This is a genomic window from Klebsiella sp. K4, assembly GCF_014596785.2.
Lineage (GTDB): Bacteria > Pseudomonadota > Gammaproteobacteria > Enterobacterales > Enterobacteriaceae > Klebsiella > Klebsiella pneumoniae.
On sequence record NZ_CP115021.1, the window covers coordinates 5,269,726 to 5,295,818 of the forward strand.

Annotated in this window: 23 protein-coding genes; 17 read left to right on the plus strand and 6 right to left on the minus strand. The window is 54.7% G+C overall.

Annotated features, from left to right (window positions below; all coding sequences use genetic code 11):
• Positions 1 to 15 precede the first annotated feature (15 nt).
• The 5 genes from rbsB to kup form a co-directional block, all read right to left on the minus strand.
• Positions 16 to 906, minus strand: a complete 891-nt coding sequence (gene rbsB, locus IB144_RS25885; RefSeq protein WP_002882536.1) for a ribose ABC transporter substrate-binding protein RbsB — start codon at positions 904 to 906, stop codon at positions 16 to 18.
• 27 nt (positions 907 to 933) lie between these two features.
• Complete coding sequence (gene rbsC / locus IB144_RS25890) at positions 934 to 1,899, minus strand: ribose ABC transporter permease (RefSeq protein WP_002882531.1); 966 nt, start codon at positions 1,897 to 1,899, stop codon at positions 934 to 936.
• Between the two features lie 5 nt (positions 1,900 to 1,904).
• Positions 1,905 to 3,410 carry a ribose ABC transporter ATP-binding protein RbsA gene (rbsA, locus tag IB144_RS25895; RefSeq protein WP_002882529.1) on the minus strand — a complete coding sequence of 502 codons (1,506 nt, stop codon included), beginning with the start codon at positions 3,408 to 3,410 and terminating at the stop codon, positions 1,905 to 1,907.
• Positions 3,411 to 3,420: 10 nt separating this feature from the next.
• Positions 3,421 to 3,840: a D-ribose pyranase gene (gene rbsD, locus IB144_RS25900; RefSeq protein ID WP_009308849.1), complete on the minus strand. Its 420-nt coding sequence runs from the start codon at positions 3,838 to 3,840 to the stop codon at positions 3,421 to 3,423.
• Between the two features lie 185 nt (positions 3,841 to 4,025).
• Positions 4,026 to 5,894 (minus strand): low affinity potassium transporter Kup, encoded by a 1,869-nt coding sequence (kup, locus tag IB144_RS25905; RefSeq protein WP_002882520.1) that lies wholly within the window; start codon positions 5,892 to 5,894, stop codon positions 4,026 to 4,028.
• A 217-nt stretch (positions 5,895 to 6,111) separates the two neighbouring features.
• Between kup and ravA the strand changes: the two genes are divergently transcribed.
• Positions 6,112 to 7,611, plus strand: coding sequence for an ATPase RavA (gene ravA / locus IB144_RS25910; RefSeq protein ID WP_004151555.1), 1,500 nt, complete (start codon positions 6,112 to 6,114; stop codon positions 7,609 to 7,611).
• Positions 7,608 to 9,056, plus strand: coding sequence for an ATPase RavA stimulator ViaA (gene viaA, locus IB144_RS25915; protein WP_065888789.1), 1,449 nt, complete (start codon positions 7,608 to 7,610; stop codon positions 9,054 to 9,056). The genes ravA and viaA overlap by 4 nt, the downstream gene beginning before the upstream one ends.
• 3 nt (positions 9,057 to 9,059) lie before the next feature.
• Here viaA and asnA read toward each other — a convergent pair whose 3' ends face one another.
• A complete protein-coding gene (asnA, locus tag IB144_RS25920) occupies positions 9,060 to 10,052 on the minus strand; it encodes an aspartate--ammonia ligase (RefSeq protein WP_002882514.1) in 993 nt (330 codons plus the stop codon).
• A gap of 151 nt (positions 10,053 to 10,203) precedes the next feature.
• On the opposite strand from asnA, the gene asnC reads away from it, so the two are divergent.
• The 15 genes from asnC (at position 10,204) to glmS (ending at position 25,787) form a co-directional block, all read left to right on the plus strand.
• Complete coding sequence (gene asnC / locus IB144_RS25925; RefSeq protein ID WP_002882510.1) at positions 10,204 to 10,662, plus strand: transcriptional regulator AsnC; 459 nt, start codon at positions 10,204 to 10,206, stop codon at positions 10,660 to 10,662.
• 99 nt (positions 10,663 to 10,761) lie between these two features.
• Positions 10,762 to 11,202, plus strand: coding sequence for an FMN-binding protein MioC (mioC, locus tag IB144_RS25930; protein ID WP_004144988.1), 441 nt, complete (start codon positions 10,762 to 10,764; stop codon positions 11,200 to 11,202).
• Positions 11,203 to 11,583: 381 nt separating this feature from the next.
• Positions 11,584 to 13,473: a tRNA uridine-5-carboxymethylaminomethyl(34) synthesis enzyme MnmG gene (mnmG, locus tag IB144_RS25935; RefSeq protein WP_004144989.1), complete on the plus strand. Its 1,890-nt coding sequence runs from the start codon at positions 11,584 to 11,586 to the stop codon at positions 13,471 to 13,473.
• Between the two features lie 115 nt (positions 13,474 to 13,588).
• Entirely contained in the window at positions 13,589 to 14,212 is a 624-nt protein-coding gene (gene rsmG / locus IB144_RS25940) for a 16S rRNA (guanine(527)-N(7))-methyltransferase RsmG (RefSeq protein WP_004151554.1), read from the plus strand.
• Positions 14,213 to 14,828: 616 nt separating this feature from the next.
• On the plus strand, positions 14,829 to 15,209 hold the full coding sequence (gene atpI / locus IB144_RS25945) for a F0F1 ATP synthase subunit I (protein ID WP_004144991.1): 381 nt from the start codon (positions 14,829 to 14,831) through the stop codon (positions 15,207 to 15,209).
• 7 nt (positions 15,210 to 15,216) lie between these two features.
• A complete protein-coding gene (gene atpB, locus IB144_RS25950; protein WP_004151552.1) occupies positions 15,217 to 16,032 on the plus strand; it encodes a F0F1 ATP synthase subunit A in 816 nt (271 codons plus the stop codon).
• A gap of 49 nt (positions 16,033 to 16,081) precedes the next feature.
• On the plus strand, positions 16,082 to 16,321 hold the full coding sequence (atpE, locus tag IB144_RS25955; protein WP_000429386.1) for a F0F1 ATP synthase subunit C: 240 nt from the start codon (positions 16,082 to 16,084) through the stop codon (positions 16,319 to 16,321).
• Positions 16,322 to 16,371: 50 nt separating this feature from the next.
• Positions 16,372 to 16,842, plus strand: a complete 471-nt coding sequence (gene atpF / locus IB144_RS25960; RefSeq protein ID WP_004107293.1) for a F0F1 ATP synthase subunit B — start codon at positions 16,372 to 16,374, stop codon at positions 16,840 to 16,842.
• A 14-nt stretch (positions 16,843 to 16,856) separates the two neighbouring features.
• Positions 16,857 to 17,390: a F0F1 ATP synthase subunit delta gene (gene atpH / locus IB144_RS25965; protein WP_004144994.1), complete on the plus strand. Its 534-nt coding sequence runs from the start codon at positions 16,857 to 16,859 to the stop codon at positions 17,388 to 17,390.
• Between the two features lie 12 nt (positions 17,391 to 17,402).
• Positions 17,403 to 18,944 carry a F0F1 ATP synthase subunit alpha gene (gene atpA, locus IB144_RS25970; protein ID WP_004144995.1) on the plus strand — a complete coding sequence of 514 codons (1,542 nt, stop codon included), beginning with the start codon at positions 17,403 to 17,405 and terminating at the stop codon, positions 18,942 to 18,944.
• A gap of 50 nt (positions 18,945 to 18,994) precedes the next feature.
• Entirely contained in the window at positions 18,995 to 19,858 is an 864-nt protein-coding gene (atpG, locus tag IB144_RS25975; protein WP_004144996.1) for a F0F1 ATP synthase subunit gamma, read from the plus strand.
• A 26-nt stretch (positions 19,859 to 19,884) separates the two neighbouring features.
• On the plus strand, positions 19,885 to 21,267 hold the full coding sequence (gene atpD, locus IB144_RS25980) for a F0F1 ATP synthase subunit beta (protein ID WP_004144997.1): 1,383 nt from the start codon (positions 19,885 to 19,887) through the stop codon (positions 21,265 to 21,267).
• Between the two features lie 20 nt (positions 21,268 to 21,287).
• Entirely contained in the window at positions 21,288 to 21,707 is a 420-nt protein-coding gene (locus IB144_RS25985) for a F0F1 ATP synthase subunit epsilon (protein WP_001251971.1), read from the plus strand.
• Between the two features lie 696 nt (positions 21,708 to 22,403).
• The gene (glmU, locus tag IB144_RS25990) at positions 22,404 to 23,774 is read left to right on the plus strand and encodes a bifunctional UDP-N-acetylglucosamine diphosphorylase/glucosamine-1-phosphate N-acetyltransferase GlmU (RefSeq protein WP_004173839.1); all 1,371 of its coding nucleotides are present in this window, start codon (positions 22,404 to 22,406) and stop codon (positions 23,772 to 23,774) included.
• A 183-nt stretch (positions 23,775 to 23,957) separates the two neighbouring features.
• Positions 23,958 to 25,787, plus strand: coding sequence for a glutamine--fructose-6-phosphate transaminase (isomerizing) (glmS, locus tag IB144_RS25995; RefSeq protein WP_004150309.1), 1,830 nt, complete (start codon positions 23,958 to 23,960; stop codon positions 25,785 to 25,787).
• The last annotated feature ends 306 nt before the right edge of the window (positions 25,788 to 26,093 follow it).

Consider the following 26,093-nt stretch of genomic DNA (forward strand, 5'->3'; position numbering starts at 1 on the left):
AGTCCGAATCGCATATTACTGCTTAACGACCAGCTTCAGCTCAACCGGGTAGTTAGCTTCCACTTTTTCGCCCTTCAGTACCTTATCAGCAGTCTCAACGCCTTTCGCGCCGATCTGCTCCGGCAACTGTGCGACGGTCGCCGCCAGTTTGCCACTGTTTACTGCTTTTTCGCCATCCGGAGTGCCGTCAAATCCAACCACCATCACATCGGACTTGCCTGCGGTCTGCAGCGCGCGCAGGGCGCCCAGCGCCATTTCATCATTTTGCGCGAACACTGCCTGGACGTCAGGATGTGCGGTCAGCAGGTTCTGCATCACGTTCAGGCCTTTGGTGCGGTCGAAATCGGCCGGCTGGCTGGCCAGGACGTTGAATTTGTGCGCCGCCACGGCCTGTTTAAAGCCTTCGCCACGCTCGCGCGCCGCAGAAGTTCCGGCAATGCCCTGCAGCTCAATGACTTTTGCACTTTCACCCACTTTTTTCGCGATGTAATCGCCAGCCATTTTCCCACCCTGCACGTTGTCAGAGGCGATATGGCTCACAACATCGCCTTTTGTCGCCTGACGGTCGAGAGTGATGACCGGGATTTTCGCCTGATTCGCCATCTTCACGGCGTTGCCGACGGCATCAGAGTCGGTGGGGTTGATCAGCAGCAGCTTGGTGCCGCGCACCGTTAAATCCTGGACGTTCGCCAGTTCTTTCGCCGGGTTGTTCTGGGAATCCAGCACCACCAGGTTGTAGCCCAGCTTGTCAGCTTCTTTTTGCGCGCCGTCTTTCAGCGACACGAAGAACGGGTTGTTGAGGGTAGAGATAACCAGAGCGATGGTGTCTTTGGCCATCGCGTTCGCGCTAACGGTCGCACTTAGCGCAACAGCAGAGACCAGGGTCGCCAGTTTTTTCATATTCATAGTTAAGATGTCCTGTAGAGTTCTCAGTTACTGCTTTTTGTTATCTACCAGTACCGCCAGCAAAATCACCACCGCTTTAACGATCATCTGGTAATAGGAAGAAACGCCTAAAAGATTAAGACCATTATTCAGGAAGCCAAGGATCAGCGCACCAATCAGCGTGCCGACAATGCGTCCTTTGCCACCAGCGAGGCTGGTGCCGCCGAGCACCACCGCCGCAATGGCGTCCAGCTCATAGCCCGTCCCCGCTGTCGGCTGCGCGGAGGAGAGACGCGCCACTTCGATGATCCCGGCCAGCGAAGCCAGCATTCCGCACAAGGCGTAAACGATAATTTTAACTTTATTGACGCTAATCCCGGACAGACGCGTCGCCGCTTCATTACCGCCCAGGGCATAAATATAACGGCCCAGGCGAGTATGGTGCAGCATGTACCAGGCCGCCAGGAAGACAATCGCCATGATCCATACCGGCGTCGGGATCCCCAGCGGACGCCCGATGCCAAACCAGCCAAACAGATCGGCATTATCGCTAAAGCCGGTATTGATCGGGCTGCCGTTGGTGTACACCATGGTTACGCCGCGCAGCAGCAGCATCATCACCAGGGTGGCGATGAAGGCCTGCACGCGGCCTCTCGCTACAATCACCCCGGTGACTGCGCCGATCGCCGCACCTAATGCGAGGGCAGCCGCGACCGCCACCAGCGCATTAACCTCAATGCCAACGATCGACGCTGCCACCGCACCGGTGAGCGCCAGCAGGGAGCCGACGGACAGATCGATCCCCGAGGTCAGTATGACCAGCGTCATCCCTACCGCCATAATGGCGTTAACGGAGGTTTGCTGCAGAATATTGAACAGGTTATTGACGGTAAAAAAGTTGGGGCTCATGGTCGATACCACCGCGATCAGCACCAGCAGGGCAATCAGCGATTTTTGCTCCATCAGCCACGCTTTTGTGAAATAGCGGCGACCAGAAACAGCCTGGGTTGTCATCTTTCTTACTCCTGATTCACACGGTTAAGCTTGCCCACAGCGGCAGCCATCAATACTTCCTGGGTGGCCTGCTCGCGTGTGAATTCACCGCCGAGATGCCCTTCATGCATCACTATGATGCGATCGCTCATGCCCAACACTTCCGGCATCTCGGAGGAGACCAGAATGATGCTCAGGCCGTCGGCTTTGAACTGGTTGATGAGCTGGTAGATCTCTTTCTTCGCCCCGACGTCGACGCCGCGGGTCGGTTCATCGAGGATCAGCACCTTCGGCCGGGTCATCAGCCCGCGGGCGATGGCGACCTTTTGCTGGTTGCCGCCGGAGAGCAGGCCGATCGCCTGCTCCATGGACGGCGTTTTCACGTTAAACAGGCGGATGAAATCACTTACCGCCTGCTGTTCATCTTTATGCTTAAGACTACCGCCCGCCCGGCTGAAATAGCGCAACGCCGTCAGGGACATGTTTTCTTTTACCGACATCCCGAGAACCAGACCATCGCGCTTACGGTCTTCGGAGATATAGACAATGCCGTTCGCCAGACCATCCTGCGGCGAACGGGTCACCACTTCGCGGCCATCGAGCGTCACGGAACCGCTGCTGCGCGGCAGCGCGCCGTACAGCACTTTCATCAGTTCGGTCCGCCCGGCGCCCATCAGCCCGGCAACGCCGAGGATCTCCCCCTGGCGCAGGGTAAAGGTCACGTTATCCACCCCCGGGCCGCAGAGGTTGTCGACCTTCAGGCGCACCGCGCCGGGCGCCTTATCGAGGTGGGGATATTGGTCTTCCAGCTTACGGCCGACCATCATCTCGATAAGTCGGTCCTCATCCAGCGACGAGACCTCGCGCTCGGCGATAAACTGCCCGTCACGAAAGACCGTCACGTCGTCGCAAATCTCGAAGATCTCTTTCATACGGTGGGAGATATAGACGATACCGCGCCCCTGCGACTTCAGTTCGCGGATGACGCGGAACAGCGATTCGGTTTCGGTATCGGTCAGCGCATCGGTCGGTTCATCCATAATGATGACTTTCGATTCGAAGCTCAGCACTTTGGCGATCTCCACCATTTGCTGATCGCCAATCGATAGATCGCCCACCAGTTTCTGGCTGGTAAAGCGGAGATTCAGCTTTGCCAACAGCTTGTCGGCTTCGGCATACATCTGCTTCCAGTCGATTTTGCCAAAACGGTTAACGAACTCGCGGCCAAGGAAGATGTTCTCGGCGATCGTCAACTGAGGGATCAGGTTCAGTTCCTGATGGATAATGCCGATCCCGGCTTCCTGGGAGGATTTTGGGCCGTTAAAGGTCGTCTCTTTGCCTAACCACAGCAAAGAGCCGGCATCACGGGTGTAGATCCCGGTCAACACCTTCATCATAGTGGACTTGCCGGCGCCATTTTCCCCTACCAGCGCCATCACCCGGCCGGCATAGACATTCAGCGCCGCGCCGGAGAGCGCCTTGACGCCAGGGAACGCTTTGTCGATCCCTTTCAGTTGCAATAAGGCTTCCATGACGGCGACCTCAGAACGTGACGCCGGCACAGAGAATGATATTCGCAAACGGGGAACACTCCCCGCTGCGAATTACCGCCTGACTGTCTGCGGTTTGTTTTTTGAACTGCTCATGGCTGGTGTAACGAATTTCAATGGTAGTTCCCTGGTGCTGCTGCAGCTGCTCGAGGTGAGTGAGCAACGTCGCGTGGAGCTGCGGATTATGGGTTTTAATCTCTTCCGCGATGACAGCCGCTTCAACCTGCATTTCCGTCGTCACCACTTCCAGCACCTGCATAAATGAAGGTACGCCCTGAGTCAGCGCCATATCAATGCGCGTGCTGCTGCGGGGAACCGGTAATCCGGCATCGCAGACCACCAGCGTATCGGTGTGGCCCAGGCGGGAAATGACCGCGGAAATATCAGCGTTAAGTACGGTGCCTTTTTTCATTTTTTCTCTTTTGCTCCACTAGCGAAACGTTTCGCTAAAATAATTATTATCAATGCGTGAGCAGAAAACCATCACCAGAAGAGAGAAATGTGATCGCCATCGAAACGTTTCGCGAGACAGCAACAGGACATAACAACCGGAGTGAGAAACAAAAAGCCCTTCGCAACGGAAGGGCTTTTTTGACATCAGATTTCGACCTGGGTACCGAGCTCGATAACCCGGTTTGGCGGGATCTCAAACTGATCCGGCGCCCGCAGGGCGTTACGCTGCAGCAGCAGATAAAGCTTGCCGCGCAGGCGCAGATACCATGGCCGTTTACCGATAATCAGCGACTCATGCGACATAAAGAACGAGGTCTCCATCATCCGGCAGCTGAGTCCTTCCAGGCCACAGCGGTGGAACACCTCTTCAACGTTAGGCGTTTCCCGCCAGCCGTAGCTGGCCACCACCCGCCAGAAGGACGGTGACAGCTGCTCAATCTGCACCCGGCGAACGTTATGCACGTAAGGCGCATCTTCGGTACGCAGGGTCAGGAGGATCACTCGCTCATGCAGCACCTTGTTGTGCTTCAGGTTATGCAGCAGGGCAAACGGGATCACGTTCAGGGCGCGGGACATATACACCGCAGTACCCGGCACACGCACTGGCGGTGACTTCTCCAGCGAAGAGATCATCGCTTCCAGCGAGTTGCCATGCTCGTGCATCCGGCGCAGCAGGCGGAAACGCTCGCTCTTCCAGGTCGTCATCACCGTAAACATCACCATCCCCAGGGACAACGGTAGCCAGCCGCCGGAGACAATCTTATCGAGGTTCGCCGAGAACAGCGGAATATCAATGCACAGGAAGGCCACCAGCATCAGACCGACAAACAGCTTGTTCCAGTGCCAGTTTTTGCGCGCCACGGTCGCCGACAGAATGGAGGTCAGCACCATGGTGCCCGTTACGGCGATACCATACGCCGCCGCCAGGTTAGACGAATGCTCAAAGCTGACGATAACGATGACCACAGAAACGTACAGCAGCCAGTTAATGAACGGAATGTAAATCTGCCCGGACTCCATTTCCGAGGTATGGATAATGCGCATCGGCGACAGATAGCCCAGACGCACTGCCTGACGGGTCAGGGAGAAGACCCCGGAAATCACTGCCTGGGAGGCGATAACCGTCGCCAGCGTGGCGATAATCAGCATCGGGATCAGCGCCCACTCAGGCGCCAGCAGGAAGAACGGGTTTTTAATCGCTTCCGGGTGCTTCAGCAGCAGCGCGCCCTGGCCAAAATAGTTCAGCACCAACGAGGGCAGCACGACGGAGAACCAGGCAACGCGGATCGGCAGTTTGCCGAAGTGGCCCATATCGGCGTACAGCGCTTCCACCCCGGTAATCGACAGCACCACCGCGCCAAGCGCAATAAAGGAAACGGTCTTGTATTGCAGGAAGAAGTGCACAGCCCAGTAGGGGTTCAGCGCCTGCAGAACTTCCGGATTAGCGTAAATGCTTCGCGCGCCCAGCACCGCCAGTAACAGGAACCAGATCAGCATAATCGGCGCAAACAGCTTGCCGACCATGCCAGTCCCGTGCTTCTGGATCACAAACAGCAGGGTGAGCACGATAATGGAGATAGGGACAATCCAGGTATCCAGCTGCGGGGCGATAATTTCTAACCCCTCTATCGCCGACATTACCGAAATCGCCGGGGTAATCACCACTTCGCCATAGAAGAAACTGCCGCCGATAAGGCCGAGGATCACCAGCACGGAGGTCATTCTGGCCGAGGTATTACGTCCGGCCAGCGACATCAGCGTTAAGATCCCGCCTTCCCCGGCGTTATCCGCCCGCATCACGAAGGTGATGTATTTAATCGATACGGTAAAGATTAACAGCCAGAAAATCAGCGACAAAAAGCCAAAAACGGCATCGCGCTCTACGCCAAAGCCAAACTGACCTGACAGGCATTCGCGCAGGGTATACAGTGGACTGGTACCGATATCGCCGTACACCACGCCGATGGCCGCCAGCGTTAACGCCGGCAACGATTGTTTATTATCAGTGCTCATAGACTAGTCTTTTCGTTTATAAAACAAATGTGTGCCTAGTCCCTTGGCCCACAAAAAGCGCACAGTATGCACGATTATTTGTGAAATCGTACCCCTAACAGACACCATATTAACCTGGCTCAAAAAAAATAAATCGATTCTTCAGGCTATTACCGCCCCGGCTCTAACATCTATACTCGTCCCAATAACGATACATGACAAAGCACGCAACTCAATTATGGCTCAAACACATTTACTGGCTGAAAGAATTTCCCGGCTCAGCGCGGCACTCGAAAAAGGACTCTTTGAACGCAGCCACGCGATACGCCTCTGCCTGCTGGCGGCGCTCAGCGGCGAGAGCGTTTTTTTGCTTGGTCCACCGGGGATCGCCAAAAGCCTGATTGCCCGCCGCCTCAAATTCGCCTTCCAGCAGGCGCGCGCTTTTGAATACCTGATGACCCGCTTCTCCACCCCGGAAGAGGTTTTTGGGCCACTGTCCATTCAGGCGCTGAAAGATGAAGGCCGTTACGAACGTTTAACCGCCGGCTACCTGCCGGAAGCGGAAATCGTGTTTCTCGATGAAATATGGAAAGCAGGTCCGGCTATCCTCAACACCCTACTGACGGCGATTAACGAACGTCACTTCCGCAATGGCGCGCATGAAGAGAAAATCCCAATGCGCCTGCTGGTGGCCGCGTCGAACGAACTCCCGGAAGCCGACAGCAGCCTGGAAGCGCTGTATGACCGAATGCTGATCCGTCTATGGCTTGATAAAGTGCAGGATAAAGGTAATTTCCGTTCGATGCTGGTCAGCCAGCAGGATGAAAACAGCAATCCAGTGCCCAGCGCGCTGCAGGTGAGCGACGAGGAATTTACCCAATGGCAGCAGCAGATCGGCAATATTAAACTGCCGGACGCGGTGTTTGAGCTGATATTCCAGCTCCGCCAGCAGCTGGACGCCCTGCCAAATGCCCCCTACGTCTCGGATCGCCGCTGGAAAAAGGCTATTCGCCTGCTGCAGGCCAGCGCCTTCTTCAGCGGCCGCGACAGCATCGCGCCGATTGACCTAATCCTGCTGAAAGATTGTCTGTGGCACAACGTCGAAAGTATGAACCTGATGTCGCAGCAGCTGGAAACGCTCATGACCTGTCACGCCTGGCAACAGCAGGCGATGCTGACGCGGTTGGGGGCGATTGTGCAGCGACGCATTCAGATCCAACAACAGCAAAGCGACAAAACGGCGCTGAAGGTCACCCGCCTTGGCGGGATGTTTAGCCGCAAACCGCACTATGAACTGCCGGCGGAGATCCAGGGGACCACCCTGACGCTGCTGCTGCAGCAGCCGCTCAAACTTCACGATATGGAAGTGATCCACATTACTTTTGAACGCGAGGCGTTAGCCAACTGGCTGGAAAAGGGCGGCGAGATCCGCGGTAAGCTCAACGGGATCGGCTTTGCTCAACTACTCAATATGGATGTCGACACCAGCCAGCATCTGGTCGTCCGCGATGTGAGCCTGCAGGGCTCACGCCTCGCGCTGCCCGGCAGCGCAGCGCAGGAGAATATGCCGGCGGAAATTCGCCAGCAGCTGGAAGCGCTGGATGATGAGTGGCACCAGCAACACAACCGCTTCAGCGAGCAGCAAAAGTGCCTGTTTATCCCGGTCGAATGGCTGGGAAGAATCGAAGCCAGCCTGCAGGACGTCGGCGCGCAGATTAAACAGGCGAAGCAGCCATGACGCTCGATATGCTGAATGTCATGCTGGCAGTCAGCGAAGAGGGAATGATCGAGGAGATGCTGCTGGCGCTGTTGGCCTCTCCTCAGCTGGCGGTGTTCTTTGAAAAATTTCCCCGCCTGAAAAACATCATCGCGGCGGATATTCCGCGCTGGCGGGAAGCCGTTCGCGCCCGCTTAAAAGAAGTTAACATCCCGCCGGATCTGGACGCCGAAGTGCAAACCTATCAGCAGACTCAGCTGCTCTCTACCTCGCAGTTTATCGTCCAGCTCCCGCAAATTCTCGGCAAACTGCACCAGCTCCAGTCCCCTTTTGCCGCCCAGGCGCAGAAGCTGGTGGATGACAATGCCACCTTTACCCCGGCGCTGCATACGCTGTTTTTACAGCGCTGGCGCCTGAGCCTGGTGGTGCAAGCCACCAGCCTTAACCAGCAGCTGCTGGACGAGGAGCGCGACCAGTTGCTCAGTGAGGTCCAGGAACGAATGACGCTCAGCGGTCAGCTCGATCCGGTGCTGGCGGAAAATGATACCGCCGCCGGACGCCTGTGGGATATGAGCGCCGGCGAACTCAAACGAGGCGACTACCAGCTGATCGTGCGCTATGGCGATTTTCTTAACCAGCAACCGGAGCTGCTGCAGCTGGCGGAACAGCTGGGGCGTTCAAGGGAAGCGAAATCCGTGCCGAAGAAAGATGCGCCGATGGAAACCTTCCGCAGCCTGGTACGCGAGCCGGCAACGGTGCCTGAACAGGTCGACGGCCTCCAACAGAGTGACGACATTCTACGTCTGCTGCCGCCGGAGCTGGCGACGCTTGGCATCACGGAGCTGGAGTTTGAATTTTATCGCAAGCTGGTGGAGAAACAGCTGCTCACCTACCGGCTACACGGCGATGCCTGGCGCGAGAAAATTACCGAACGCCCGGTAACGCGGCAGGATTTTGATGAGCAACCGCGCGGGCCGTTCATTGTCTGCGTCGATACGTCAGGATCGATGGGCGGTTTTAACGAACAGTGCGCTAAGGCCTTTTGTCTGGCCCTGATGCGCATCGCGCTGGCCGATAACCGTCGCTGCTTCATTATGCTGTTCTCCAGCGAAGTGGTGCATTACGAGTTGACCAGCGAGAGCGGACTGGAGCAGGCGATCCGTTTCCTGAGCCAGCGTTTTCGCGGCGGCACCGATCTGGCCAGCTGTTTTCGCGCCATTATTGAACGTTTGCAAAACCCGCAGTGGGTGGATGCGGATGCCGTGGTGATCTCCGACTTTATTGCCCAACGGTTGCCGGATGAGGTGATTGCTCGGGTGGGGGAGTTACAGCGTAAGCATCAGCACCGTTTTCACGCGGTGGCGATGTCGGTTCACGGCAAACCCGGCATCATGCGCATCTTCGATCATATCTGGCGCTTTGACACCGGGCTGCGTAGCCGCCTGCTGCGACGCTGGCGGCGCTAATCGTTACAGCAGCGCGGAAACGCTTTCGCGAACCTGCGCTGGCCATACGCCGCACTGCACCTGACCGATATGGTCAAGCTGCAGCAACAGCATCGTCAAACGAGACTGGCCAATGCCGCCGCCGATAGTCTGCGGCATCTCGCCGCGCAGCAGCGCCTGGTGCCACTCCAGTTTCAGGCGATCTTCATCGCCGGTCAGCGCCAGCTGGCGCTTTAGCGCCTCGGCGTCAACGCGGATCCCCATCGAGGAGATCTCGAACGCATCCTCCAGCACCGGGTTCCACACCAGGATATCGCCGTTCAGGCCGGCAAAACCTTCAGAAACCTCAGTACTCCAGTCATCATAATCCGGCGCACGCACGTCGTGGCGCTTGCCATCAGCTAGTTTGCCGCCGATACCAATTAAGAAGACGGCGCCCAGCTCTTTGGCAATAGCCCGCTCACGACCTTTGGCATCAAGCTCCGGATAGCGGCTCAGCAGCTCCTGGCTGTGAACAAAATGGATCTGTTCCGGCAGGAACGGCGTCAGGCCAAACTCCTGGCTGACCGCCAGCTCGGTGGCTTTGATCCCGGCGTAGATCGCCTCGACGGTTGCCTTCAGGGTGCCGACGTGACGCTCTTCATCCCCCATCACGCGCTCCCAGTCCCACTGGTCAACATAGACGGAATGGATAGGCGTCAGACGGTCTTCATCGGGGCGAAGGGCTTTCATGTGCGTGTACAGCCCTTCGCCCGCGCTGAAGTCGTGTTGTCCCAGGGTTTGACGCTTCCACTTCGCCAGCGAATGAACCACTTCGAACTGGGCGTCGGGCAGTGTTTTCACTTTTACCTGAACCGCTTTCTCGCAGCCGGACAAGTTATCCTGCGTCCCATCGCCCACGCGGCTTAAGATTGGCGCCTGGACTTCAATCAGGCCAAGCTTCTCTTCCAGCTGACGGGAAAAGTGGGATTTAACGAAACTGATCTGGCGTTGTTTTGCGATATATGCGGTTTTCATTTTTATGACTCCTGCGTCCTGTTGCCATTGATTAAGCAACAAAACAGGGCGGCAATACAATAATCAATCAATAAAAAGGCTCATCAACTTTTAATTCATTAAAATATGGCGCTAAAATAGTAAGAACCCTCAAACTTCATAAGAAAAAGATATGGAAAATTATCAGATCGACAATCTGGACCGCGGCATTCTTGATGCGCTGATGGCCAACGCCCGTACCGCCTATGCCGAACTGGCCAAACAGTTCAGCGTCAGCCCGGGCACCATTCACGTGCGCGTCGAAAAGATGAAGCAGGCGGGTATCATTACCGGCGCGCGCATTGACGTCAGCCCCAAGCAGCTGGGCTACGACGTCGGTTGCTTCATCGGCATTATTTTAAAAAGCGCCAAAGACTATCCCTCCGCCCTCGCCCGCCTGGAAAGTCTGGAGGAGGTCACCGAGGCTTACTACACCACCGGCCACTACAGCATCTTTATTAAGGTGATGTGTAAATCCATCGATGCTCTGCAGCAGGTACTTATCAACAAGATCCAAACAATCGATGAAATTCAGTCCACTGAAACTCTGATCGTGCTGCAGAACCCGATCATGCGCACCATCAAGCCCTGATCGCTTTTTTTAATCCCACATTTTTCCACAGGTAGATCCCAGCTCGCTCACAGCGTACAATACGCCACTCTGAACAGTTGAGCGGGCGATCGGCGATCTATGGCAGACATTACACTTATCAGCGGCAGCACCCTGGGCAGTGCGGAATATGTAGCAGAGCATCTGGCGGAAAAGCTGGAAGAAGCCGGCTATAGCACTGAAATCCAGCACGGTCCGCTGGTGGACGATCTGCAGGCGCAAGGGATCTGGTTAATTATCTCTTCCACCCATGGCGCCGGCGACATTCCCGACAACCTGGTTCCCTTCTATGACGCGCTGCAGGAGAAGCAGGCCGATCTTTCCGCCGTGCGCTTTGGCGCTATAGGGATCGGCAGCCGCGAATACGACACCTTTTGCGGCGCGATCGATAAATTAGAAGCGGCGCTGAAGGCCTGCGGGGCAAAACAGATCGGTGAGACGCTGAAGATCAACGTCCTTGAACACGAAATTCCGGAGGATCCAGCGGAAATCTGGCTGGGATCCTGGAAAAATTTGCTCTGAGAATTGTAAAGATCGTCCGATCTTCTGTGGATAACCATGCTTAAAAGCTTGGATCAACCGGTAGTTATCCAAAGAATAACCGTAGTATGGTTTTTGAGCTGTGCATAACCCTTCATTCTGATCCCAGCTTATACGGACCAGGATCACCGATCATTCACAGATAGTGATCCTTCTTAAGCTTTTGATCTTACTTCGCGGATCCGACTTATCCACAAAGAGAGTCGATCCTAATAAGAGATCACAATAGAACAGATCTCTATATAAAGATCTTCTTTTTAATACTCAGGATCCCGGAGTCTTTCTCGAAAGACGAAAGTTGAGTAGAATCCACGGCCCGGGCTTCAATCCATTTTCATACCGCTTTATGCGAGGCAGACCACCATGTTTTATCAGGATCCTTTTGACGTCATTATCATTGGCGGGGGTCATGCAGGCACTGAGGCCGCAATGGCCGCAGCGCGTATGGGTCAACAAACCCTGCTTTTGACACACAATATCGACACGCTGGGGCAAATGAGTTGCAACCCGGCGATTGGCGGCATTGGGAAAGGACACCTGGTAAAAGAAGTGGATGCGCTCGGCGGTTTGATGGCCAAAGCGATCGATCAGGCGGGTATTCAGTTTAGGATACTAAACGCCAGCAAAGGACCGGCAGTACGCGCCACCCGCGCCCAGGCTGACCGCGTGCTTTATCGTCAGGCAGTACGTACCGCGCTGGAGAACCAGCCGAACCTGATGATCTTCCAGCAGGCGGTTGAAGATCTGATTGTCGAAAACGATCGCGTCGTGGGCGCCGTCACCCAGATGGGCCTCAAATTCCGCGCTAAAGCGGTGGTGCTGACCGTCGGGACCTTCCTTGACGGCAAAATCCATATTGGTCTGGACAACTACAGCGGCGGCCGCGCCGGCGATCCGCCGTCTATCCCGCTGTCTCGTCGTCTGCGTGAATTGCCTCTGCGCGTAAGTCGTCTGAAAACCGGTACTCCGCCGCGTATTGACGCGCGCACCATCGATTTCAGCGTGCTGGCGCAGCAGCATGGCGATAACCCGATGCCGGTCTTCTCGTTCATGGGATCCGCGGATCAGCATCCGCGCCAGGTACCGTGCTATATCACCCACACTAACGAGAAAACCCACGATGTGATCCGCAATAACCTCGATCGCAGTCCTATGTACGCCGGAGTGATCGAAGGGATCGGACCTCGCTATTGCCCGTCGATCGAAGACAAAGTCATGCGCTTTGCCGATCGCAACCAGCATCAGATCTTCCTCGAGCCGGAAGGACTGACCTCAAACGAAATTTATCCGAACGGTATATCCACCAGCCTGCCCTTTGATGTGCAAATGCAAATCGTCCGCTCGATGCAGGGGATGGAGAATGCGCGGATCGTCCGTCCAGGCTACGCTATTGAGTACGATTTCTTCGACCCGCGCGATCTGAAGCCAACGCTTGAGAGCAAATTTATTCAGGGTCTGTTCTTCGCCGGCCAAATCAACGGTACCACCGGTTATGAAGAGGCGGCGGCTCAGGGGCTGCTGGCCGGACTTAACGCCGCCCGCTTCTCTGCGGAAAAAGAGGGCTGGGCGCCGCGCCGCGATCAGGCTTACCTCGGCGTGCTGGTAGATGACCTCTGCACCCTGGGTACCAAAGAACCGTACCGCATGTTTACTTCCCGCGCTGAATATCGTCTGATGCTGCGCGAAGACAACGCCGATTTGCGTTTGACCGAACAGGGGCGTGAGCTGGGTCTGGTGGATGACGAACGCTGGGCGCGCTACAACGAGAAGCTGGAAAGCATCGAACGTGAACGCCAGCGTCTGAAATCTACCTGGGTGAATCCGCAGGCAGAGAGCGCCAACGAAGTGAACGCTCACCTGACCGCGCCGTTGTCGCGTGAAGCCAGCGGCGAAGATCTGCTGCGTCGTCCGGAAATGACCTACGAACAGCTGGTTCAACTCTCGCCATTCACCCCGGGACTGGAAGATCGTCAGGCGGCTGAACAGGTAGAGATCCAGGTGAAGTATGAGGGCTATATCGCGCGCCAGCAGGATGAGATTGAGAAACAACAGCGCAATGAGAATACCTTGCTGCCAGCGACCCTCGACTACCGCCAGGTCACTGGGCTGTCTAACGAGGTGATTGCCAAACTGAACGACCATAAACCGTCGTCGATAGGGCAGGCGTCACGTATCTCCGGGATCACCCCGGCGGCGATCTCTATTTTGCTGGTTTGGCTGAAAAAGCAGGGGATGCTGCGCCGCAGCGCCTGATTGCGGCTGCCTGCCGCGCTGATTTCCCAGTTGCATAATCAGCGTTCGCCTTTATCATTCATAGCCCGGTAAGCGTTAGCGCCTCCGGGCTCATTATTTTTTGAAGGTACTTACCGTGCTCAACAAACTTTCTCGTCTGCTGGATGAAGCGGGTATTTCGCTCACCGATCACCAGAAAAATCAGCTGGTGGCTTACGTCGGACTGCTCGATAAGTGGAACAAAGCCTATAACCTGACCTCCGTTCGCGATCCGAATGAGATGCTGGTGCGTCATATTCTCGACAGCATCATCGTGGCGCCTTATCTGCAGGGCTCGCGCTTTATCGATGTTGGTACGGGCCCGGGGTTGCCGGGGATCCCGTTGGCCATCGTATGTCCGGAGTCACATTTCACCCTGCTGGACAGCCTTGGCAAGCGCGTGCGCTTCCTGCGTCAGGTGCAGCACGAGCTGAAGCTGGATAACGTCACCCCGGTGCAGAGCCGCGTGGAAGCCTTTCCGGCCGAGCCGCCGTTTGATGGCGTGATAAGCCGCGCTTTTGCATCGCTTAATGATATGGTGAGCTGGTGCCATCATCTGCCGGCAGCGAATGGTCACTTCTATGCGCTCAAAGGGTTAGCGCAAAAAGAAGAAATGGAAAGTCTGCCGGAAGGGTATGACATTGTTGAGGTGATTGAGCTGCATGTTCCTCGGTTGGAAGGGGAGCGGCACCTGGTGGTGATTAAGCCAAAATCGAGTTAATTTTTATCAAAAAATGTGGAAAAAATGTGGCCCGCGCATGTTACAAAAATAAAGGACGTCCCCCGATATTAACGGGCTGCATTTAACCTTGTTTTTACTAAGGCTTTTCTTGCGGTTAACTTAGCGTAAGTGATTCACTGACAAAATAGTCAACTTTGAAAATATCAGGGTGCTAAAAATCGACAATGATGAACAGCGTAGTGATGTTAAATTTTTATTATAAATGTCAATAAAAGGTTTTTATTGTATGTGAGGTTGTTTTAGATAATGTCCTCACTTTTTATCTTGAATATCAAAAGCATGAAAAATAGTGTTTTATGTCCTTGATTCATTAAAGGGCGCTTGAAATGTTTATTATGTGATCTGATGCACGCTTTAATTGCCGTGTTTCCTCGTTATTTGCAGTTTTGTATGACCGCTCACAGAACGCTGAAATGCACGGAAAGTTGTCCGTTGGAAAATAATTAAACATTTATTCACTATTTTGCTACTTATTGTTTGAAATCACGGGGCGTCACCGTATAATTTGTCCGCTTTTTGATGCTTGACTCTTCGTCTTAAAGGACGTTTTATACGACACGCGACATACCTCAAAGGGAGCAGGAGTAAAAACGTGATGTCAGTGTCGCTCTTGAGTCGAAACGTTGCTCGCAAGCTTCTGTTTATTCAGTTACTGGCAGTAATGGCAAGTGGACTGCTGTTCAGCCTCAAAGACCCCTTCTGGGGCATTTCCGCTGTATGCGGCGGTTTGGCAGTGGTCTTGCCAAATCTGATGTTTATAATTTTTGCCTGGCGTCATCAGGCGCATACACCAGCAAAAGGCCGTGTGGCCTGGACCTTCGCCTTCGGTGAAGCCTTCAAGGTGTTGCTGACCTTCGCCCTTCTGGCGGTGGCGCTGGCCGTTTTAAAAGTGGTATTTTTGCCACTGATCGTGACGTGGGTTTTGGTGCTGGTGGTACAAGTTCTGGCGCCAGCTGTAATTAACAACAAAGGGTAAAGGCATCATGGCTTCAGAAAATATGACGCCGCAGGATTACATAGGACACCATCTGAACAACCTTCAGTTGGACCTGCGTACATTCTCGCTGGTGGATCCGCACAACCACACAGCCACCTTCTGGACGCTCAACATTGACTCCATGTTCTTCTCGGTGGTTCTCGGTCTGCTGTTCCTTGCCATGTTCCGTAGCGTTGCTAAGAAAGCGACCAGCGGCGTACCAGGGAAATTCCAAACCTTCATCGAAATGATCATCGGCTTCGTCCATGGCAGCGTCAAAGACATGTACCATGGCAAGAGCAAGGTTATCGCGCCGCTGGCGCTGACCGTGTTCGTCTGGGTCTTCCTGATGAACCTGATGGACCTGCTGCCAATCGACCTGCTTCCTTATATCGGCGAACACATTTTCGGCCTGCCAGCACTGCGCGTGGTTCCGTCTGCCGACGTGAACATCACCCTGTCGATGGCGCTTGGCGTGTTCATCCTGATTATTTTCTACAGCATCAAAATGAAAGGCGTTGGTGGGTTCGTTAAAGAACTGACCATGCAGCCGTTCAATCACTGGGCGTTCATTCCTGTCAACTTAATCCTTGAAGGGGTAAGCCTGCTGTCCAAACCGGTCTCTCTCGGTCTGCGACTGTTCGGCAACATGTATGCCGGTGAGCTGATTTTCATTCTGATTGCTGGTCTGTTGCCGTGGTGGTCACAGTGGGTTCTGAATGTGCCTTGGGCCATTTTCCACATCCTGATTATTACGCTGCAAGCCTTCATCTTCATGGTTCTGACGATTGTCTATCTGTCGATGGCATCTGAAGAGCATTGATTTTTTACCAACACTACTACGTTTTAACTGAAACAAACTGGAGACTGTCATGGAAAACCTGAATATGGATCTGCTGTACATGGCTGCCGCTGTGATGATGGGTCTGGCGGCAATCGGTGCTGCGATCGGTATCGGCATCCTCGGAGGTAAATTCCTGGAAGGCGCAGCGCGTCAGCCGGATCTGATCCCTCTGCTGCGTACTCAGTTCTTTATCGTTATGGGTCTGGTGGATGCTATCCCGATGATCGCTGTAGGTCTGGGTCTGTACGTGATGTTCGCCGTCGCGTAGTAAGTTGTTAGAAACCTAAGCCACAGAGTTAATTAAAGAGGTATTGTGCTGTGAACATGAACGCAACAATCCTCGGCCAGGCCATCGCGTTTGTTATCTTCGTATGGTTCTGCATGAAATACGTATGGCCGCCTTTAATGGCTGCCATCGAAAAACGCCAGAAAGAGATTTCTGACGGTTTAGCTTCTGCAGAACGCGCTAAGAAAGATTTGGACCTTGCACAGGCCAACGCGACCGACCAGCTGAAAAAAGCGAAAGCGGAAGCCCAGGTAATCATTGAGCAGGCGAACAAGCGCCGCTCTCAGATTCTGGACGAAGCTAAAGCTGAAGCAGAACAGGAACGCACCAAAATCGTTGCACAAGCGCAGGCTGAAATTGATGCTGAGCGTAAACGTGCACGCGAGGAGCTGCGTAAGCAGGTCGCTATCCTGGCTGTTGCTGGCGCCGAGAAGATCATCGAACGTTCCGTGGATGAAGCTGCTAACAGCGACATCGTGGATAAACTTGTCGCTGAACTGTAAGGAGGGAGGGGCTGATGTCTGAATTTGTAACGGTAGCTCGCCCCTACGCCAAAGCAGCTTTTGACTTTGCCGTCGAACACAACAGTGTTGAACGCTGGCAGGATATGCTGGCGTTTGCCGCCGAAGTGACCAAAAACGACCAAATGGCAGAGCTTCTCTCCGGTGCTTTGGCGCCGGAAACGCTCTCAGAAGCGTTTATCGCTATCTGCGGCGAGCAACTCGACGAAAATGGCCAGAACCTGATTAAGGTGATGGCGGAAAATAATCGTCTGAAGGTGCTCCCGGACGTTCTTGAGCAATTCATTCACCTGCGCGCGGCCAGTGAGGCCATCGCAGAGGTAGAAGTAATATCTGCCAACCAACTGAGTGATGAACAGCTTGCCAGGATCGTCAGCGCGATGGAAAAACGTCTGTCACGCAAAGTTAAGCTGAATTGCAAAATCGATAAGTCTGTTATGGCAGGTATTATCATCCGTGCGGGTGATATGGTCATTGATGGCAGCGTACGCGGCCGTCTTGAGCGCCTTGCAGACGTCTTGCAGTCTTAAGGGGACTGGAGCATGCAACTGAATTCCACCGAAATCAGCGAACTGATCAAGCAGCGCATTGCTCAGTTCAATGTTGTGAGCGAAGCTCATAACGAAGGTACTATTGTTTCTGTAAGTGACGGTGTTATCCGCATCCACGGCCTTGCCGAATGTATGCAGGGCGAGATGATCTCCCTGCCGGGTAACCGTTACGCTATCGCACTGAACCTGGAGCGCGACTCCGTAGGTGCGGTGGTAATGGGTCCGTACGCTGACCTCGCCGAAGGCATGAAGGTGAAATGTACTGGCCGTATCCTGGAAGTTCCGGTAGGCCGTGGCCTGCTGGGCCGCGTGGTTAACACCCTGGGCGCGCCAATTGATGGTAAAGGTCCGCTGGAAAATGACGGTTTCTCCGCCGTTGAAGCGATCGCGCCGGGCGTAATCGAACGTCAGTCCGTCGATCAGCCGGTACAGACCGGTTACAAATCCGTTGACGCCATGATCCCAATCGGTCGTGGTCAGCGTGAACTGATCATCGGCGACCGTCAGACCGGTAAAACTGCGCTGGCTATCGATGCCATCATCAACCAGCGTGATTCCGGCATCAAGTGCGTCTATGTCGCTATCGGTCAGAAAGCGTCCACCATCTCTAACGTGGTGCGTAAACTGGAAGAGCACGGCGCGCTGGCTAACACCATCGTAGTGGTAGCGACTGCATCTGAATCTGCTGCACTGCAATACCTGGCGCCATACGCTGGTTGCGCAATGGGCGAATACTTCCGCGACCGCGGTGAAGATGCGCTGATCGTTTACGATGATCTGTCTAAACAGGCTGTTGCTTATCGCCAGATCTCCCTGCTGCTCCGTCGTCCGCCTGGACGTGAAGCGTTCCCGGGCGACGTATTCTACCTCCACTCTCGTCTGCTGGAGCGTGCTGCGCGTGTTAACGCCGAATACGTTGAAGCCTTCACCAAAGGTGAAGTGAAAGGGAAAACCGGTTCTCTGACCGCGCTGCCGATTATCGAAACGCAGGCGGGTGACGTTTCCGCATTCGTTCCGACCAACGTAATCTCTATTACCGATGGTCAGATCTTCCTGGAAACCAACCTGTTTAACGCCGGTATTCGTCCTGCGGTTAACCCGGGTATCTCCGTATCCCGTGTTGGTGGTGCAGCGCAGACCAAGATCATGAAGAAACTGTCCGGTGGTATCCGTACCGCGCTGGCGCAGTATCGTGAACTGGCGGCGTTCTCCCAGTTTGCATCCGACCTTGACGATGCAACCCGCAAACAGCTGGACCACGGTCAGAAAGTGACCGAGCTGCTGAAACAGAAACAGTATGCGCCGATGTCCGTCGCGCAGCAGTCTCTGGTTCTGTTCGCAGCAGAACGTGGTTACCTGGCTGATGTAGAACTGGCGAAAATCGGTAGCTTCGAAGCCGCTCTGCTGGCTTACGTCGACCGTGATCACGCTCCGCTGATGCAAGAGATTAACCAGTCCGGTGGCTATAACGACGAAATCGAAGGCAAGCTGAAAGGCATCCTCGATTCCTTCAAAGCAACCCAGTCCTGGTAACGTCTGGCGGTCTGTCTTAGGGCAGGCCGCAAGGCATTGAGGAGAAGCTCATGGCCGGCGCAAAAGAGATACGTAGTAAGATCGCAAGCGTCCAGAACACGCAAAAGATCACTAAAGCGATGGAGATGGTCGCCGCTTCCAAAATGCGTAAATCGCAGGAGCGCATGGCGGCCAGCCGTCCTTACGCAGATACTATGCGCAAAGTGATTGGTCACCTTGCGAACGGTAATCTGGAATATAAGCACCCTTACCTGGAAGAACGCGACGTTAAGCGCGTGGGCTACCTGGTGGTGTCGACCGACCGTGGTCTGTGCGGCGGCTTGAACATTAACCTGTTCAAGAAACTGCTGGCGGAAATGAAAGCATGGTCCGATAAAGGCGTTCAGTGCGACCTCGCAATGATCGGCTCTAAGGGCGTTTCTTTCTTTAACTCCGTGGGCGGCAACGTGGTTGCACAGGTGACCGGTATGGGGGATAACCCATCCCTGTCCGAACTGATCGGCCCGGTAAAAGTGATGTTGCAGGCCTATGATGAAGGCCGTCTGGACAAGCTGTACGTTGTCAGCAACAAATTTATTAACACCATGTCTCAGGTTCCGACGATCACTCAGCTGCTGCCGTTACCGGCATCAGAAGATGCTGATCTGAAACGTAAATCCTGGGATTACCTGTATGAGCCCGATCCGAAAGCGCTGCTGGATACCCTCCTGCGCCGCTACGTCGAATCTCAGGTTTATCAGGGCGTGGTTGAAAACCTGGCCAGCGAGCAGGCCGCCCGTATGGTGGCGATGAAAGCCGCGACCGATAATGGCGGCAGCCTGATTAAAGAGCTGCAGTTGGTATACAACAAAGCTCGTCAGGCCAGCATTACTCAGGAACTCACCGAGATCGTCTCGGGGGCCGCCGCGGTTTAACCAGGTTATTTCGTAGAGGATTTAAGATGGCTACTGGAAAGATTGTCCAGGTAATCGGCGCCGTGGTCGACGTCGAGTTCCCTCAGGATGCCGTACCACGCGTGTACGAAGCCCTTGAGGTACAGAATGGTAATGAAGTTCTGGTGCTGGAAGTTCAGCAGCAGCTGGGCGGCGGTATCGTACGTACCATCGCCATGGGTTCTTCTGATGGTCTGCGCCGCGGTCTGGATGTAAAAGACCTCGAGCACCCGATCGAAGTCCCGGTAGGTAAAGCAACGCTGGGTCGTATCATGAACGTACTGGGTCAACCGGTTGACATGAAAGGCGACATCGGCGAAGAAGAGCGTTGGGCTATCCACCGCGCGGCACCGTCCTATGAAGAGCTGTCCAGCTCTCAGGAACTGCTGGAAACCGGCATCAAAGTTATCGACCTGATGTGTCCGTTCGCGAAGGGCGGTAAAGTTGGTCTGTTCGGCGGTGCGGGTGTAGGTAAAACTGTAAACATGATGGAGCTGATCCGTAACATCGCGATCGAGCACTCCGGTTACTCTGTGTTTGCGGGCGTAGGTGAGCGTACTCGTGAGGGTAACGACTTCTACCACGAAATGACCGACTCCAACGTTATCGATAAAGTATCCCTGGTGTACGGCCAGATGAACGAGCCGCCGGGAAACCGTCTGCGCGTTGCGCTGACCGGCCTGACCATGGCTGAGAAATTCCGTGACGAAGGTCGTGACGTACTGCTGTTCGTCGATAACATCTATCGTTACACCCTGGCCGGTACTGAAGTATCCGCGCTGCTGGGTCGTATGCCTTCAGCGGTAGGTTATCAGCCGACCCTGGCGGAAGAGATGGGCGTTCTGCAGGAACGTATCACCTCCACCAAAACCGGTTCTATCACCTCCGTACAGGCGGTATACGTACCGGCGGATGACTTAACTGACCCATCCCCAGCCACTACCTTTGCTCACTTAGATGCAACCGTAGTACTGAGCCGTCAGATCGCATCCCTGGGTATCTACCCGGCCGTTGACCCGCTGGATTCCACCAGCCGTCAGCTGGATCCGCTGGTTGTTGGTCAGGAACACTACGACACCGCGCGTGGCGTTCAGTCCATCCTGCAGCGTTATCAGGAACTGAAAGACATTATCGCCATCCTCGGTATGGACGAACTGTCTGAAGAAGACAAACTGGTGGTAGCTCGCGCGCGTAAGATCCAGCGCTTCCTGTCCCAGCCGTTCTTCGTGGCAGAAGTCTTTACCGGTTCTCCGGGCAAATACGTGGCGCTGAAAGACACCATCCGTGGCTTTAAAGGCATCATGGAAGGCGAATACGATCACCTGCCAGAGCAGGCGTTCTACATGGTCGGTTCCATCGACGAAGCCGTGGAAAAAGCCAAAAAACTTTAACGCCTTAATCGGAGGGTGATATGGCAATGACTTACCACCTGGACGTCGTCAGCGCAGAGCAACAAATGTTCTCTGGTCTGGTCGAAAAAATCCAGGTAACGGGTAGCGAAGGTGAACTGGGTATTTACCCGGGCCACGCGCCGCTGCTCACCGCCATTAAGCCTGGTATGATTCGCATCGTTAAACAGCACGGTCATGAAGAGTTTATCTATCTGTCCGGCGGCATTCTTGAAGTGCAGCCTGGCAGCGTGACCGTCCTGGCGGATACCGCAATTCGCGGTCAGGACCTCGACGAAGCGCGAGCGCTGGAAGCGAAACGCAAAGCGGAAGAGCACATTAAGAGCTCTCACGGCGATGTGGATTACGCTCAGGCGTCTGCGGAACTGGCCAAAGCGATCGCTAAACTGCGCGTTATCGAGTTGACCAAAAAAGCGATGTAACACCGGCTTGAACGTAAAAAGCCAGTCTGGGTTCCAGGCTGGCTTTTTTTATTGCCCGCTGTTGACGAGCGGATGAAGTGAAAACAGCATTCACCCTTAATTGTTATTGATTAGTTAAATGATGAGGCGTAAACTCTTTTTATGTGATGTATATCACAAAAAAGAGCGTTATAAACTGCACCTGCGTCAGGAAATCATCATGAAACTGTTCCATAAAATCATCGCTAAATTTAGCGTCCTGAGCTTCTAAGCTCCGCGCTATCTCGCCCGCTGACACGACGTATCGCCCATCAAAACGACAACACTGGCGATGTGAAACCGGGAAAAGAAGGTCACCTGATAGGTGGCCTTTCGTTTTTTATGGATAGCATCCATCACTTTACCGCCCTCCCCCGCCAGCGACTGGCGAATATTTATCCAGGTTCTTCCCGCTGTGGGTGCTGATAAACGCCTGCCGCTGCGGCTTTATTCAGGTGGCGAAAAAACAGCAAAAGCAGTGAGATAGTTAATGATTCTCCACCCCGCCCTCCTTTTTCAGCGTTAAACTGATTTGCAGTGGTTAAAAATAGCGTCATAAAATGGGGTAAAACAGTGAGCCTGGACGTTTTCTCCACGTCTCGTTTTATGATGAAAAATATGTAGAAATTTCAACGTGAAAGGCTTTTACTTTTCGTTCTAACTACCGTCAGGATGAGTATGTCAAATAGTGCGATGAGCGTGGTTATCCTTGCTGCAGGCAAAGGGACCCGCATGTATTCCGATCTTCCTAAGGTGCTGCATACCCTGGCCGGGAAGCCAATGGTGCAGCATGTCATTGATGCCGCTAACGATTTAGGCGCATGTGCGGTACACCTGGTATACGGCCACGGCGGCGATCTGCTGCGTCAGACTCTGCATGAAGACAACCTGAACTGGGTGCTGCAGGCCGAGCAGCTCGGAACCGGGCACGCTATGCAGCAGGCGGCGCCATTCTTCAATGATGATGAAGACATCCTGATGCTCTATGGCGACGTGCCGCTGATCTCCGTTGAGACTCTACAGCGCCTGCGCGCCGCGAAACCACAGGGTGGGATTGGTCTGTTAACGGTGAAGCTGGATGACCCAACCGGCTATGGCCGCATTACCCGTGAAAATGGCCAGGTGACGGGCATCGTTGAGCACAAAGATGCCAGCGAGGCCCAGCGCCAGATCCAGGAAATCAACACCGGGATCCTGATCGCCGGCGGAGCGGATCTAAAGCGCTGGCTGGCGAAACTCACCAATAACAACGCTCAGGGCGAATACTACATCACCGATATCATCGCCATGGCGCACCAGGAAGGACACCAGATCGTCGCAGTGCATCCGCAGCGCCTGAGCGAAGTCGAAGGCGTCAACAACCGCCTGCAGCTTGCGCGCCTGGAGCGCGTCTACCAGGCGGAGCAGGCGGAAAAGCTGCTGCTGGCGGGCGTGATGCTGCGCGATCCGGCGCGTTTCGATCTGCGCGGTACGCTGCAGCACGGGCGCGATGTAGAGATCGATACTAACGTTATTCTGGAAGGCAACGTGGTGCTGGGCGATCGAGTGAAAATCGGCGCCGGCTGCGTGATCAAAAACAGCACCATCGGCGATGACTGCGAAATTAGCCCCTACAGCGTGGTGGAAGATGCCCAGCTGCAGGCGGCCTGCACCATCGGTCCATTTGCCCGTCTGCGCCCGGGCGCCGAACTGCTGGAAGGCGCCCACGTTGGTAACTTCGTGGAAATGAAAAAAGCGCGTCTCGGGAAAGGCTCCAAGGCGGGTCATCTGACCTATCTGGGCGATGCGGAGATTGGCGATAACGTCAATATCGGCGCAGGCACCATCACCTGCAACTACGATGGTGCGAACAAGCATAAAACGATTATTGGCGATGATGTCTTTGTCGGCTCGGATACCCAGCTGGTGGCCCCGGTCACGGTAGGCAACGGCGTCACGATCGCCGCCGGCACCACCGTTACGCGCAATATCGCCGATAACGAACTGGTGTTGAGCCGCGTACCGCAGGTCCACAAACAGGGCTGGCAGCGTCCGGTGAAGAAGAAATAATTTGGATTAGCGCCGGGGAAATTTTCCCGGCGAACCAGGATGAGAGGGTCAACATAGATCCCCGTCCGCAGGCAGTACCATAACAATAACCCCACTCTCTACAAGGCTCGGGGCGCCCGGAAAACGGGCAAATACAGGTCAGCGACAACGCATGGCATATCGCCATTATCAGGAAATTTAACTATGTGTGGAATTGTTGGCGCAGTCGCGCAGCGTGATATTGCTGAAATCCTTCTCGAAGGTTTACGTCGTCTGGAATACCGTGGCTATGACTCTGCCGGTCTGGCAGTGGTCGACAGCGAAGGTCATATGACCCGCGTGCGTCGCCTGGGTAAAGTTCAGATGCTGGCTCAGGCGGTAGAAGAGCAACCGTTACACGGTGGTACCGGGATCGCCCATACTCGTTGGGCGACGCACGGCGAACCGTCTGAGAGCAATGCGCATCCGCATGTTTCTGAACACATTGTGGTGGTCCATAACGGGATCATCGAAAACCATGAGCCGCTGCGCGCCCTGCTGCAGTCTCGCGGCTATGTCTTCGTCACCGAGACCGATACCGAAGTTATTGCCCATCTGGTGCACTGGGAGCTGGAACAAGGCGGTACCTTGCGTGAAGCCGTCCTGCGCGCTATCCCGCAGCTGCGCGGCGCTTACGGTACGGTGATCATGGATACCCGTGACCCGGGAACTCTGCTGGCGGCCCGCTCCGGTAGCCCGCTGGTAATTGGCCTGGGGATGGGTGAAAACTTTATCGCCTCCGACCAGCTGGCATTGCTGCCGGTTACCCGCCGCTTCATCTTCCTCGAAGAAGGCGATATCGCGGAAGTGACTCGCCGTTCGGTGGTGATTTTTGATAAGTCCGCTGCGCAAGTGAAGCGCCAGGAGATCGAATCCAATCTGCAGTATGACGCTGGCGATAAAGGTATCTACCGCCACTATATGCAGAAAGAGATTTTCGAGCAGCCGAACGCGATTAAGAACACCCTGACCGGGCGCATCAGCCATGGCGAAGTGGATCTCAGCGAACTGGGGCCGAACGCCAATGAAATGCTGGCTCAGGTTGAACATATTCAGATAGTTGCCTGCGGGACTTCCTATAACTCCGGGATGGTTTCCCGCTACTGGTTCGAAGCGTTAGCCGGCGTCCCGTGCGATGTGGAAATCGCCTCCGAATTCCGCTATCGCAAGTCCGCAGTGCGTCGCAATAGCCTGATGATCACCCTCTCCCAGTCCGGTGAAACTGCCGATACCCTGGCGGCGCTGCGTCTGTCGAAAGAGCTGGGCTATCTCGGCTCGCTGGCCATCTGCAACGTGCCGGGCTCGTCGCTGGTGCGCGAGTCCGATCTGGCGCTGATGACCAAAGCCGGAACGGAAATCGGCGTGGCCTCGACCAAAGCCTTTACCACTCAGCTAACCGTGCTGTTGATGCTGGTGGCGAAACTGGCGCGACTGAAAGGTCAGGATGCGTCTATCGAGCATGATATCGTGCACGGCCTTCAGGCTCTGCCGAACCGTATCGAGCAGATGCTCTCCCAGGACAAGCGTATTGAGCAGCTGGCAGAGCGCTTCTCTGATAAGCACCATGCGCTGTTCCTTGGCCGTGGCGATCAGTATCCGATCGCTATGGAAGGGGCGCTGAAGCTGAAAGAGATCTCCTACATTCACGCGGAAGCCTATGCGGCGGGCGAGCTTAAGCACGGCCCACTGGCGCTGATTGATGCGGAAATGCCGGTGATCGTGGTGGCGCCGAACAACGAACTGCTGGAAAAACTGAAATCCAACATCGAAGAGGTTCGTGCCCGCGGCGGTGAACTATACGTCTTCGCCGACGGTGAAGCCGGCTTCAACGGTAGCGATAACATGCACATCATTGAGATGCCGCATGTGGAAGAGACCATCGCCCCTATCTTCTATACGGTTCCGCTGCAGCTGTTGGCTTATCACGTCGCGCTGATCAAAGGCACTGACGTTGACCAGCCGCGTAACCTGGCGAAATCGGTAACGGTTGAGTAAAGCATCCTATCCTGCAAAGGGCTGCCGACGGCGGCCCTTTTTATTTGCACCTGCTGTTTTCCATCGATTACGTGCGCAATATTTTGGCTGGCGGTAGATGACAAACGATCGTTTTACGGTCCGATTTCGCCGTCATAAAAAGAAAATTATTTTGTCATTGCACGGTCATGATTAAAGATAACCATCTGAGTTATAAGCGTATTATTTGGCGTAAAATCCACTCTCCCGGCCTGTCATAAAACTGTCATAATTCGTACATTTTACTGTCACCTCTTTGACCTATTTTGCTCACCATAGCCTCGAAAC